Annotated in this window: 11 protein-coding genes; 3 read left to right on the forward strand and 8 right to left on the reverse strand. The window is 72.8% G+C overall.

Annotated features, from left to right (window positions below; genetic code table 11):
• Window positions 1-98: 98 nt before the first annotated feature.
• The 3 genes from MICAU_RS25335 to MICAU_RS25345 are packed head-to-tail and all read left to right on the forward strand — an operon-like array spanning window position 99 to window position 3,523.
• Complete coding sequence (locus MICAU_RS25335; RefSeq protein WP_013288200.1) at window positions 99-1,229, forward strand: thiamine pyrophosphate-dependent dehydrogenase E1 component subunit alpha; 1,131 nt, start codon at window positions 99-101, stop codon at window positions 1,227-1,229.
• A 27-nt stretch (window positions 1,230-1,256) separates the two neighbouring features.
• Window positions 1,257-2,231 (forward strand): alpha-ketoacid dehydrogenase subunit beta, encoded by a 975-nt coding sequence (locus MICAU_RS25340; RefSeq protein ID WP_013288201.1) that lies wholly within the window; start codon window positions 1,257-1,259, stop codon window positions 2,229-2,231.
• 14 nt (window positions 2,232-2,245) lie between these two features.
• Entirely contained in the window at window positions 2,246-3,523 is a 1,278-nt protein-coding gene (locus tag MICAU_RS25345) for a dihydrolipoamide acetyltransferase family protein (protein WP_013288202.1), read from the forward strand.
• Window positions 3,524-3,598: 75 nt separating this feature from the next.
• On the opposite strand, the gene MICAU_RS25350 is transcribed toward MICAU_RS25345, so the two are convergent.
• The 8 genes from MICAU_RS25350 to MICAU_RS25385 are packed head-to-tail and all read right to left on the reverse strand — an operon-like array spanning window position 3,599 to window position 13,004.
• Window positions 3,599-5,899: an arylsulfatase gene (locus MICAU_RS25350; protein ID WP_013288203.1), complete on the reverse strand. Its 2,301-nt coding sequence runs from the start codon at window positions 5,897-5,899 to the stop codon at window positions 3,599-3,601.
• An 8-nt stretch (window positions 5,900-5,907) separates the two neighbouring features.
• The gene (locus MICAU_RS25355; protein WP_013288204.1) at window positions 5,908-6,663 is read right to left on the reverse strand and encodes an SDR family NAD(P)-dependent oxidoreductase; all 756 of its coding nucleotides are present in this window, start codon (window positions 6,661-6,663) and stop codon (window positions 5,908-5,910) included.
• Window positions 6,660-7,484 carry an ATP-binding cassette domain-containing protein gene (locus MICAU_RS25360; RefSeq protein ID WP_013288205.1) on the reverse strand — a complete coding sequence of 275 codons (825 nt, stop codon included), beginning with the start codon at window positions 7,482-7,484 and terminating at the stop codon, window positions 6,660-6,662. Before MICAU_RS25360 ends, MICAU_RS25355 begins: the two co-directional genes overlap by 4 nt.
• Window positions 7,481-8,467 carry an ABC transporter ATP-binding protein gene (locus MICAU_RS25365; protein ID WP_244879673.1) on the reverse strand — a complete coding sequence of 329 codons (987 nt, stop codon included), beginning with the start codon at window positions 8,465-8,467 and terminating at the stop codon, window positions 7,481-7,483. Before MICAU_RS25365 ends, MICAU_RS25360 begins: the two co-directional genes overlap by 4 nt.
• A 5-nt stretch (window positions 8,468-8,472) precedes the next feature.
• Window positions 8,473-9,357 (reverse strand): ABC transporter permease, encoded by an 885-nt coding sequence (locus tag MICAU_RS25370; protein ID WP_013288207.1) that lies wholly within the window; start codon window positions 9,355-9,357, stop codon window positions 8,473-8,475.
• A complete protein-coding gene (locus tag MICAU_RS25375) occupies window positions 9,354-10,298 on the reverse strand; it encodes an ABC transporter permease (protein ID WP_013288208.1) in 945 nt (314 codons plus the stop codon). The genes MICAU_RS25370 and MICAU_RS25375 overlap by 4 nt, the downstream gene beginning before the upstream one ends.
• 22 nt (window positions 10,299-10,320) lie before the next feature.
• A complete protein-coding gene (locus tag MICAU_RS25380; protein ID WP_013288209.1) occupies window positions 10,321-11,763 on the reverse strand; it encodes an aldehyde dehydrogenase family protein in 1,443 nt (480 codons plus the stop codon).
• Window positions 11,760-13,004 carry a M20 family metallopeptidase gene (locus tag MICAU_RS25385; RefSeq protein ID WP_013288210.1) on the reverse strand — a complete coding sequence of 415 codons (1,245 nt, stop codon included), beginning with the start codon at window positions 13,002-13,004 and terminating at the stop codon, window positions 11,760-11,762. Before MICAU_RS25385 ends, MICAU_RS25380 begins: the two co-directional genes overlap by 4 nt.
• Window positions 13,005-13,015 lie beyond the last annotated feature (11 nt).

Here is a 13,015-nt window from a genome sequence, read left to right on the forward strand (position 1 = left end):
GCCGGGTCCACCCCGGCGGGCGGTCCCGTATCCGAGAGATCCGCGAGACGGCCGGCGACCCCGGTGACGCGGAGACCGACGCACCCAGAAGGTGACGAATGACTACCGTAGATCTCGCCGACCCACCGGTCACCAACCCCTTCACCGGCACCACCGACCTTCCGCGTACGTCCGAGGGCTGGACCCAGCTCGTCACCCCGGACGGGCGCCTGCACCCGGACGTCGACGCCGACCGCGACGCCCTCGGCCGCCTCACCCGTGAGCTGTACCGGGGGATGCGGCTCGCACGCCGCCTCGACGACGAGGCGTTCGCGTTGCAGCGGCAGGGCGAGCTGGGCCTGTGGCTGCAGTGCCGCGGCCAGGAGGCCGCCCAGGTCGGCTCGGTCGCGGCGGTACGCTCCGACGACTACGTCTTCCCGAGCTACCGGGAGCACGCCGCGGCCCTGTGGCGCGGCATCGGCCCGGCCGACCTGCTGCGGCAGTGGCGCGGCGTCGCGCACAGCGGCTGGGATCCGGAGCCGTACTCGTTCCACATCTACACGCTGGTCCTGGCCGCCCAGCTGCTGCACGCCACCGGATACGCCCTCGGTGTGCAGCGCGACGGCAGCGACACGGTGGTCGTGACGTACTTCGGTGACGGCGCCGCGAGCGAGGGCGACGCGAGCGAAGCCATGAACATCGCCGCCGTCAACGCCGCCCCGATGGTGTTCTTCTGCCAGAACAACCAGTGGGCCATCTCGACCCCGACCGCGTCGCAGACCCGTACCCCGATCCACCGGCGCGGCGCCGGATTCGGCCTGCGCAGCGAGTGGGTCGACGGCAACGACGTGCTGGCGGTGTACGCGGTGACGTCCGCGGTGACCGAACACGCCCGGTCCGGCCACGGCCCTGCGATCGTCGAGGCCACCACGTACCGGATGGGCGGGCACAGCACGTCGGACGACCCGACCCGGTACCGCACCGACGACGAGTTGGCGGCGTGGCGGGCGCGGGATCCGCTGGCCCGGGTCGAGGCGCTCATGCGCGCCGAGGGCTGGAGCGACGAGGCGTTCCTCGATGGGATCCAGGCCGAGGCGGACGAACTGGCCGACCGTACCCGCCGGGAGTGCCTGGCGCTGGAGGCGCCGGACCTCGCCGACGCCTTCGCCACAGTGCTGGCCGACGTGCCCCCGCTTCTGCGGGAGGAGCGCGACGCGTTCGTCGCCTACCGCGCTTCCTTCCTCGACTGACGCCCGCCCCGATCGGAGAACTCGTTCATGCTCACTCTCTGTCAGGCACTGAACTCAGGCCTTCGCCGCGCCATGGAGGACGACGACAAGGTCCTCCTGATGGGCGAGGACGTCGGCCGGCTCGGCGGCGTCTTCCGGGTCACCGACGGTCTCCAGAAGGACTTCGGCGAGGCACGGGTGGTGGACACCACCCTCGCCGAGTCCGGGATCGTCGGCACCGCCATCGGGCTGGCGCTGCGCGGGTACCGCCCGGTCTGCGAGATCCAGTTCGACGGCTTCGTCTACCCCGCGTTCAATCAGATCGTCTCCCAGCTCGCCAAGATGCGGGCCCGCACCGGCGGCCGTACCGCCCTGCCCGTGGTGGTGCGCATCCCGGTCGGTGGCGGCATCGGCGCGGTGGAGCACCACAGCGAGTCGAACGAGGCCTACTTCGCGCACACCGCCGGGCTTCGGGTCGTCTACTGCGCCAGCCCGGACGACGCGCACTGGATGATCCGGCAGGCCGTCGCGGGTGACGACCCGGTGATCTTCTACGAGCCGAAGCGCCGCTACTGGGTCAAGGGCGAGGTGACGCCCGAGGACGCCGGGCCGCCGCTGCCGCTGGACCGCGCCCGGACCGTGCGGCCGGGCACCGACGTGACGCTGCTGACGTACGGCGGCACAGTCGCCACCTGCGTCGCCGCCGCCGAGGCCGCGGCACAGGAGGGGCGCGACGTCGAGGTGATCGACCTGCGGTCCATCTCCCCGCTGGACGTGGCCACGGTCGAGGAGTCGGTCCGCCGTACCGGCCGGGCGGTGGTGGTCCACGAGGCGCCCACGTTCGCCGGGTTCGGCGCCGAGGTCGTCGCGCAGGTGACGAGCCGGTGCTTCTACTCGCTGGAGGCGCCGGTCGAGCGGGTCGGCGGATTCAACCTGCCGTACCCGCCGGCGAAGGTCGAGGAGGAGTACCTGCCCGACCTGGACCGGATCCTCGACGCCGTCGACCGCGTCCTGGCCGCGTGAAGGGAGAGGTACCCGTGAGCGTTCAGCAGTTCCGTCTGCCCGACGTCGGCGAGGGCCTCACCGAGGCCGAGATCGTCACCTGGCGGGTCGCACCGGGCGATCCGGTCGGCCTCAACGACGTCATCGTGGACATCGAGACCGCCAAGGCCGTGGTCGAGCTGCCCAGCCCGTACGCCGGAGTGGTGGACCGCCTCCTGGCCGCGGAGGGGCAGACCGTCGAGGTCGGCTCGCCGATCATCGCGATCCGGACCGGGGACGACTCGGACGCGCCGGATGCCGCGCCGGCCGCCGCATCGCCGCCGGCCGAGGAGCCCGCCGAGGAGCGCACGGCGGTGCTCGTCGGCTACGGGGTGTCCGCCCAGGCGCGGACGCGGCGGCCCCGTCGCGCCACACCGTCCGTCCGGCCGGCCGACACCTCCCGCCCGGCGCACACGTCCCGGCCGCCGGTGCTCACCAAGCCGCCGCTGCGCAAGCTCGCCAAGGACCTCGGCGTGGAGCTGGCGGACGTCCGCGGCAGCGGCCCCGACGGCCGGATCACGCGCCAGGACCTGCTCGACCACACCACCGGCCCGGCGCCGGTGGCCGACCACCGGCGGGACGAGCGCCTGCCCGTGCGCGGGGTGCGCAAGGCGACAGCCGCCGCGATGGTCGCCAGCGCGTTCACCGCGCCGCACGTCACCGAGTTCCTCACCGTCGACATGACAGGCACCGTCGAGTTCGTGGACCGGCTGAAGCAGGACCCGGCGTTCCAGGGCGTGAAGGTCAGCCCGCTGCTCGTGGCGTCGCTCGCGGTGCTGGACGCGGTCCGCCGGTATCCGGACGTCAACGCCCGGTGGGACGAGGAGAACCAGGAGATCGTCCGGTTCGCCGACGTCAACCTGGGCATCGCCGCCGCGACGCCGCGCGGCCTGCTGGTGCCGAACGTCAAGGCCGCGCAGAACCTTCCGGTACGCGATCTCGCGGTCGCCCTGAACGAGCTGGCGAGCACCGCGCGGGAGGGCCGAACCCGTCCCGCCGACCTGGCCGGCGGGACGATCACCATCACCAACATCGGCGTGTTCGGCGTGGACGCCGGCACTCCGATCCTCAACCCCGGCGAGGCGGCGATCCTCTGCCTCGGCGCGCTGCGCCGGATGCCGTGGGTGGTCGACGAGCAGGTCGTCCCCCGGTGGACGGTGCAGTTGTCGCTGTCGTTCGACCACCGGCTGGTGGACGGGGAACTGGGCAGCCGGGTGCTCGCCCACGTCGGCCGGTTCCTGGAGGACCCGCTGTGGGGTCTGGCCCTGCGCTGAGGCCCGACAGACGGACGGCGCGTGGACGGACGAGGAGGTCCGTCCACGCGCCGTCGCCGTACGCGCGGGCGCGCGTCAGTCCACGACCTCGAACCCGACGCCGGCCGACGGACGCGGCGCGACGTCACCCGCCGGGGCGATGGGCTCCCCCACCTCCTCGGACGCGGCGAGCCGGAACCGCACGTACTCCAGTTCGCCGGAGAACTCGTGCCGGGCCGGGTAGCTCGACGACACCGGCGAGTGGATGCTGCGCCCGATGTCCATGCCGGCGAACCCGTGGAAGAACGGCAGCAACCGCGGGAACAGCGCCTCGCCCGCCGCCTCGCCGTCCACGAACAGGCGGCCGGTGCCCTGGCAGTCGGCGGTCTTGGTCAGCTCGAAGGTCAGCTCCACCGGGCCCAGCGGCAGCTCGCCCTCGGACCGCAGCACGTAGTGGGTGCCGAGGTGGTTGTACTCGTACACCAGGTGGTTGTCCTTGATGTGCAGCACGTACCCGCCGCTGACGTTGCCGAGCACCACGATCACGCCGCCCTGGGTGGCGTCGGTGCGGTGCACCCGCGCGGTGATGGCGTGCGAGCGGTTCATCGTCGGCGGCACCGCCGCGCCGGAGATCGTCGGCACGCCGGCCAGGTAGGTGAAGTCCAGCCGGTCCCGCACCGATCCGGGGCGCGGCACCCGGGCCCGGATCGCGAATCCCCTGTCGTCCAGCGGCAGCACGTCGTAGCGGGCCGCCTCGATCCAGAACTCCTCGATGAGGCGCCGCAGCACCTCCGGGTACTCGGCGGCCAGGTCGCGGCTCTCGGTCGGGTCCTCGTCGATCCGGTACAGCTCCCAGCGGTCCTCGTCCCAGGAGGTGCCGCGCTCGTGGAACGCGACAGCCTTCCAGCCCTGGTGGTAGATGCCACGGTGGCCGAACATCTCGAAGTACTGGCGGTCCCGCGACGGCGGCGCCGCCGGGTCGCGCAGCCCGTCGCGGAAGCTACGGCCGTGCAGCGGCATCTGCGGGACGCCCCGGCGCACCGCGGGCGGCTGCACCCCGACCAGGTCCAGCACCGTCGCGGTGACGTCGATGCTGTGCTGGAACTGCGTCCGCACCTGCCCGCCGGGTACGTCACCGGCCGGCCAGCTCAGCACGAACGGCACCCGCACCCCGCCCTCGTGGGTGTGCTGCTTGTAGCGGCGGAACGGGGTGTTGCTGACCTGCGCCCAGCCCAGCGGGTAGTTGCTCTGCGCCCGCGGGCCGCCGATCTCGTCGATCCGGTCCAGGCTGTCCTGGAGGTTCTCCGGCACCCGGTTCTGGAACGCGGTGGGGTTGAGCGTGCCGAGCGGCGTGCCCTCGGGGCTCGCGCCGTTGTCCGACATGACCACGAAGATCGTGTCGTCCAGCCGGCCGATCCGCTCCAGGAAGTCGACCAGGCGCCCGAGCTGGGCGTCGGTGTGGTCGACCATCGCCGCGTACGCCTCCTGCATGCGGGCGAACAGGCGCCGCTGCTCCGGCGGCACGTCGTCCCACGGCACGACGCCCGGGTTGTGCGGCGGCAGCGGCGCGTCCGGCGGGATGATGCCCAGCCCGATCTGCCGCCGGTGCCGGTCCGCGCGGATGACGTCCCAGCCGGCGTCGTAGCGGCCGCGGTACTTCGCCAGGTACTCCGGCGGAGCTTGGTGCGGGGCGTGCGCCGCGGCGTACGCCAGATAGAGGAAGAACGGCTTCTCCGGGGTGAACGACGTCTGGTCCCGGACGAACCCGATGGCCCGGTCGGTCAGGTCCTCGGTGAGGTGGTAGCCCTCCTCCGGGGTGGCCGGCGGGTCCACCTGGTGGTTGTCGTACACCAGCTCCGGATAGAAGTTGTCGGTCTCGGCCTCCAGGAAGCCGTAGTACCGCTCGAAGCCGCGTCCCAGCGGCCACTGGTCGTACGGCCCGGACGGCGTGGTCTGCTCCAGCGGCGCGACGTGCCACTTGCCGACCGCCATGGTGTTGAACCCGGCGTCGGCGAGCATCTCCGCGACGGTGGCGGCGGCGTGGGTGATCCGCCCCCGCCCGCTGGGGAAGCCGCTGTCGAAGTTGGACAGCATGCGCATGCCGACGCTGTGGTGGTTGCGGCCGGTGAGCACGCTGGCCCGGGTCGGCGAGCACAGCGGCGAGGTGTGGAAGTTGGTGTACCGCAGCCCGGAGGCGGCCAGCCGGTCGATCGTCGGGGTGTCGATCTCGGCGCCGAAGCAGCCGAAGTCGGCGAACCCGACGTCGTCCAGCAGCACGTACACCACGTTCGGGGTACCCGCGGCGGCCGACGGCGGCGTGCTCCAGTGCTCCGTCGACTCGCCGTAGGTGCGTCCGATGGTCCCCTCGTACGGAGGGTCCGCCAGAGGTCCGGTCACGGTACGCCTCAGCCGGCCGTCGTGCCGCCGTCGAGGACGAGCGTGTGGCCCGTGATCATGCGCGCCTCGTCGCTGGCGAGGAACACCACCGCGTCGGCGGAGTCGCGCGGCGTCGCCATGCGGCCCAGCGGGATCGACGCCCGGAAGTTCTCCCGCGCGCTGTCCGGCACGTCACCCATCCCGCCGAGGAACGCCGAGAGCATCGGCGTCTCGGTCGCCGCCGGGGCGATCGCGTTGACCCGGACGCCGTGCGGCGCGAGTTCCAGCGCCAGCGCCTTCATCAGGCCGATGACGCCGTGCTTGGCGGCGGTGTACGGCGCGTACCGGGGGCGGGCGATGACGGCCTGGAGCGACGCGGTGAACACGATCGCGCCGCCACCGGCCTCGATCAGCGCGGGCGCGGCGGCCTGCGCGGTCCAGAACGCCCCCTTGAGGTTCACGTCGACCACGCGGTCCAGCGTCGCCTGGTCCACCTCGTCCAGCGGGCCGGTGAACGGCGTACCGGCGTTTGCGTGCATGAGGTCGAGCCGGCCGAACCGCTCGACGGCGGTCTCGACGGCGGCGCGGCAGTCCTCGGCCCGGGTGACGTCGCAGGCCACGCCCACGACGGCGGACCCGAACCCGGCGGCCGCCTCGGCGGCGCGGTCGCCGTCGAGGTCGGCGATGACGACGCGCGCGCCCTCCTCGACGAGCCGGCCGACTGTGGCCAGTCCGATGCCGCTGGCGCCTCCGGTGACGACGGCGACGCGGTCAACCAACCTCATGTGCTGCTCCTGTTGAATCGGTCCAGGAGGTCGCCGCTCAGGGTGGGCACCGCGGACAGCAGCCTCTGGGTGTAGGGGTGCCGGGGGTCGGAGTAGATCGATTCGGTGTCACCCGTCTCGACGATCCGGCCCTGGTTCATCACCGCGATCCGGTCGCAGAGGTACCGGACGACGGACAGGTCGTGGGAGACCAGGATCAGGGTCAGCTTGAACTGTTCGGCCAGGTCGGTGAGCAGGTTGAGGATCTGCGCGCGCACCGAGACGTCGAGCGCGCTGACCGGCTCGTCCCCCACGATGACCTTCGGCCCGGCCGCGAGGGCGCGGGCGATGGCGATGCGCTGCCGCTGGCCGCCGGAGAACTGGTGCGGGTAGCGGGTCACCGCCTCCTCGGGCAGACCCACGGAGTGCATCAGCTCGGCGACGCGGGCCCGGTGGTCGCCGGGCAGGCGCAGCGCGCGCATCGGCTCCGCGATGATGTCCGCGACGCGCATGCGCGGGTTCAGCGACGACATCGGGTCCTGGAGCACCATCTGCACGTCGCGGCGCAGGAACCCGAGCCGCCGCTCCGGTACGCCGCTGATCCGCTGCCCCTGGTAGAACGCGGTGCCGGAGGTCGGCTGGTCGAGGGCCATGAGGATGCGCGACAGCGTGGACTTGCCGGAGCCGCTCTCCCCCACGATGCCGAACGCCTCGCCCTCGTGGACCTGCACGCTCACACCGTCGAGCGCGCGGATCGGCCGGCCCGGCGTACGCAGCGACCGCCGCGGGGCGCGGTACTCGCGCACCACGTCGACGGCTTCCAGCAACGGGGTGGTGGTCATGCGCTGGCCTTCCCGCTTCCTAGGGGCTGGTCGCTCTCGATCGGGTGGTGGCAGGCCGCCCGCTGGGTGCTGCCGGGCGGCGCCGTCAGCAGCGGCACCGTGCCGCAGACGTCGTCGGCGCGCGGGCAGCGGTTGCGGTACACGCAGCCGGTGGGGAACGACCCGAGCGACGGGACGCGGCCCGGGATGGTGGACAGCCGGCCGCTCCCGTCGGTGCTCTCCAGCACCGTGGACGCCCGCAGGCCCGCCGTGTACGGGTGCCGGGGCGAGTCGAACACCGTCGCCACGTCGCCGTGCTCGACGATCGAGCCGCCGTACATGACGAGCAGTTCCTCGCAGATGCTGGCGACCACCGGCAGGTCGTGGGTGATGAGCAGCAGCGACGCGCCCTCCTCGCGCACCAGCGTGTCCATCAGCCGCAGCATCTCCGCCTGCACCGTGACGTCCAGCGCCGTGGTGGGCTCGTCCGCGATCAGCACGGCGGGGTCGCACGCCAGCGCGATGGCCAGGACGACGCGCTGGCGCTGGCCGCCGGAGAGCTGGTGCGGGTACTTGCGCGCGGTGCGGTCGGGCTCGGGCAGCTGGACCCGTTCGAGCAGTTCGACGGCCCGGGCCGAGGCCGCCGTGCGGCTCATCCCCTTGTGCAGCCGCAGCGACTCGGCGACCTGGTTGCCGACCCGCATCAGCGGGTTGAGCGCCGTCATCGGCTCCTGGAACACCATGGCGATGTCGTTGCCGCGGACCGCGCACATCTGCTTGTCGGACAGGTCGAGCAGGTTACGGCCGTTCAGCAGCACCCGGCCGGACGCTGTCACGCCGTGGGGCAGCAGGCCCATCAGCGCGAGCGCGGTCAGGGACTTGCCGCAGCCGGACTCGCCGATGAGTCCCATCCGGCGGCCCGGCCCGATCTCGAACGAGACGCCCTTGACGGCCTGGATGTCGTGGACCTCGACGACGAGGTCCTCCACCACGAGCCCGCTCACGCCGCTCACCGTCCTCTCAGCCGCGGGTCGAGGGCGTCGCGCAACCCGTCGCCCATGAGGTTGAAGCCGAGCACCGACAGGGCGATGGCCAGACCGGGCCAGACGGCGAGCATCGGCTGCACGACGAAGTAGTTCTGGGCCTCCTGGAGCATCCGGCCCCAGGTGGGGGTCGGCGGCGGGGTGCCGTACCCGAGGTAGGACAGCGCCGCCTCGGCGAGCACCGCGTGCGCGAACGACACCGACGCCTGCACGATGAGCAGGGCCGCGATGTTCGGCAGCACGTACCGGACCATGAGCACCACGCCCCGGCGGCCGTAGCTGCGCGCGGCCAGCACGAAGTCGCTCTGCAGCACCTGCATCGCGCCGGCCCGGGTGAGACGGCCGAACACCGGCACGTTGGCGACGCCGATCGCGATCATGCCGGTGAGCGTGGAGGCGCCGAAGCCTGCGGCCAGGATGATCGCCAGCAGGATGGCCGGGAACGCGAACACGATGTCCAGTGCCCGCATCACCGGCTCGCTGAGCCAGCGGTGCCCGGTGGCGGCGAGCAGACCCAGCGGTACGCCGACGGCGGCGGCGATCGCGACGGCGACCACACCGACGAACAGTGTGGTCCGCGCGCCGACGAGGAGCTGGCTGACGATGTCCCGGCCGAAGTGGTCGGTGCCGAGCCAGTGGTCCCCGCCCGGGGACAGCAGCGTCTGCGACGGGTCGACCCGGGTGGGGTCGTACGGCGTCCAGAGGAACGACACGAGCGCGGTGAGGACGACCAGGCCCACCAGGCCGGCGCCGATCACCAGCGTGAGGTTCCAGCGGCGGCGCGGCTTGACCGGGCCGGCCGCGACGACGTCGGCGGTGGCGTCCGGTGGGGCGTCGGCGACTGATGTCATGCCTTGCTCCTCAGCCTGGGGTCGACCGCGTGGTACACCACGTCGACGACGAAGTTGATCAGAAGCACCGCGGCGGTCAGCACCATCACGGTGCCCTGCACCTTCAGCAGGTCGCGGTTGCCCACGTCCTGGAGCAGCATCCGGCCGAGACCGGGCAGGCCGAAGACGTTCTCGATCACGACGGTGCCGATGAGCAGCGTCGCGAGTTGCAGACCGAGGACCGTGATGACCGGGATGGCCGCGTTGCGCAGCGCGTGCCGGGTCAGCGCCTGCGAGCGGCTCAGCCCTTTGGCCCGCGCGGTCTGGATGAAGTCCTCCTGCATGACCTCGACCACAGCGGACCGGACGTAGCGCATCAGGATCGCGCCCTGGGCCACGCCGAGGACCAGCGCCGGCATCAGCAGAGCCTGCACGGCGCCGCCGACGTCGTCCCATCCGGTGAACCCGCCGGCGGGCAGCCACTGCAACTTCACCGCGAACACGGTGATGAGCAGGATGCCCAGCCAGAACGACGGCACGGCGATGCCGACCTGGCTCAGCGCCGACAGCGCCGTTCCGATCGCGGTACGGCTCTTCACCGCGGCGAGGATGCCCAGCGGTACGGCGATGAGCAGCGCCAGCGTCATCCCGGCCAGGATGAGCGGCACCGTCACGCCGAGCTTGTCGGCGATCTCCGAGCCGACCGACACCCCGCTGAGCGGCGAGATGCCGAAGTCACCGCGGATCAGGCCGCCGGCCCATTCGAGGTACCGCTCGGTGAACGGCCGGTTCGTCCCGAACTGCTCCCGCAGCGCCTCCAGCGCCTCCGGGGTGGCGTTGACGCCGAGCATCGCCTGCGCCTGGTCGCCCGGCAGCAGCGCCAGCATCGTGAAGACGAGGATCGACGCGGCGAACAGCGATACCGCGAGGATGGCCAGCCGCCGGACGAAGTAGATCACCATGCGTGTGTGCTCCCACTCCGAGTCATGGCCTGATCATCACCATCTTGGTCACGGTCAGCTCCTCCATGGCGAAGCGCGGTCCCTCCCGGCCGATGCCGGAGTCCTTGACGCCGCCGTACGGCATGTTGTCGGCGCGGAAGCCGGGCACCTCGTTGACGAGCACGCCGCCGACGTCGAGACGGCGTACGACGTCCAGGGCGACAGCCAGGTCGCGGGTGAAGACGGCGGCCTGGAGCCCGTAGCGGGACCGGTTGACCAGCTCGACCGCCGCGTCCATGTCGGGCACCGACCGGACGCAGACCACCGGACCGAAGATCTCCTCCGCCCAGCACTCGGCGTCCTCGGGGACGTCGACGAGCACAGTCGGTTGCAGCACCCGGCCCTGCGCCGTACCGCCGGCCAGGCAGCGCGCCCCGGCGGCGACCGCGCGGTCCACCCACGAGTGGACCCGCTCGGTGGACGCCTCGTCCACCAGGGCGGACACGCGGGTGTCGGCGGACCGGGGGTCGCCGGTGGTGACCGAGGCCAGCAGCGGCCGGAGGCGGTCCAGCAGCGCCTCCCGGACCGGCTCCTCGACGATCACCCGCTGCACGCTGATGCACGCCTGGCCGGAGGCGTAGAACCCGCCGCGTACGACGGCTTCGGCGGCCCGGTCGAGGTCGGCGTCGCGGCCGACGACGAGCGCCGCGTTGGACCCGAGTTCGAGCAGCACCTTGCGCGGGGCCGCGGCGCGGGCGATCTGGTGGCCGACGTGCGCCGACCCGGTGAAGGACACGGCCGCGACGCCGGGGTGCGTGGTCAGGAGCTTGCCGACCTCGACGCCGCCGGTGACGAGCTGGGCCCCGGCGGCCGGGCAGCCGGCCCGGCGGAACAGGTCGACCAGCACCAGCGTGGCCAGCGGCGTGTTCGGCGCCGGCTTGACGATCACCGGGCAGCCCGCCGCGACCGACGGCGCGACCTTGTGGGCGGCCAGGAGCAGCGGGTAGTTGAACCCGGTGATGCCGACGACGACACCGACCGGGCGGCGTACCCAGAAACCGAGCATGCCCTCGCCGGCCGGCTGCATGTCCAGCGCCACCGTCTCGCCGGTCAGGTGCCCGACCTCCTCGGCAGCCGTCTCCAGCGTGACCAGCGTGCGGGCGACCTCGACCCGGCAGTCCACGAGCGGCTTGCCGGTCTCCAGGACCAGCAGCTCGGCCAGCGAGCCGGCGCGGGCGCGGACCTCGGCGGCGACTGCCGTCAGGATCGCGCGCCGCCGGTGGCCGGGCAGCCCGGCCATCTCCGCGGCGACCTCCTGCGCGGCTTCGACAGCCGCTTCCGCGTCGCCGGGGTCGCCCCACGGCGCCTGGGTGACGGTGCTGCCGTCGTACGGGAAGCGCACCGGCGCGGTCTGCGCGGCGCTGGTCCAGCCCGCGCCGATCGGCAGGCCGGCGGGCAGCGCGGTCAGCAGCTCCTGCGCGGTCACGACGCCGCACCCGCCCGGGCGCCAGTGGCGCCGGTGAGGAAGGCCAGGGCCGCCTCGGCGTAGACCTTCGTCTTACGGACGACGTCATCGACCTCGACGTACTCGTCGGGCTGGTGGGCGATCCACTTCGGGCCGGGTCCGTACACCACGTTCGGGATGCCGCTGTCGCGCCACAGGATGGTGCCGTCGGTCGCGCCGGGCACGCCGCCGAAGACGGGCTCGGCGCCGGTGACGGCGCGGTGCGCCTCGGCCACGGCGAGCGAGACCGGGTGGTCCTCCGGGGTGACCGCGCACGGCCGGTCGTCGACCACCTCGACGGCGAAGGTGACGCCGTGCCTGGTGCCGATGGCGTCGGCGTCGGCGCGCACCCGCGCGGCGAGCGCGGCGTGGTCGACACCGGGTACGGTCCGGCAGTCCACGCCGAGGACGGCGCGGCCGGGGATGACGTTGAGCTGGTCGGCGGAGCCGGCGTCCAGGACCGTGGGGGTCAGGTACGTCAGGCCGAGGTGCTCGTGCTCACCCGGGTCGGCCTGCAGCTCCTTCTGGTACCGGCCGAGCGCGGCGACCAGCTCGGCCACCGCCGGTACGGGGTTGCGGCCGTGCTGCGGCATCGCGCCGTGCGCCATCTTGCCGGTGCAGGTGACAAGCAGCCGGACGGCGCCCTTGGCGACCGCGCAGATCTCCTCCGCCTCCGGCTCACAGATGATCGCGGCGTCCACCTCGCGGGCGAGCGCGGTGGTGGTGAAGTGCTTCGCCCCGAGCATCTGGCCCTCCTCGTCCACCAGGGCCGCCACCACGATCCGGCCCGGGAACGGCCCGGCCAGCTCGACGGCCCGGGTCGCGTGGATCATCGCGGCGACACCGGCCTTCATGTCGGCGGAGCCGCGACCGTACAGCCGCCCGTCGACGATGTCGCCGCCGAACGGGTCGACGGTCCACTCCTCGGGAGCGCCCTCGGTGACGACGTCGGTGTGCCCCTCGAACATCAGCGTCGGGCCGGGCAGGCCGCCGTCCACCACCGCGACGACGTTGGGGCGCCCGGGGACGACCTCGGTGACCTCCGGCCGCCAGCCGAATCCCCGCATGACCTGCGCGACGAGTTCCGCCACTGGCTGCTCGCTACGCCCTCGGCCCGCGTCCCAGGTCGAGGGGATGCGGACCAGGTCCTGGGTGAGCGACACGACGGCTTGTTCGTCCACGAGATGGCCGGCGCGGAGGGAGGCGTGGGTGTCCGACGTCATGGCGTCGGAGG

This window comes from Micromonospora aurantiaca ATCC 27029, from assembly GCF_000145235.1.
In the GTDB taxonomy this organism is placed as follows: domain Bacteria; phylum Actinomycetota; class Actinomycetes; order Mycobacteriales; family Micromonosporaceae; genus Micromonospora; species Micromonospora aurantiaca.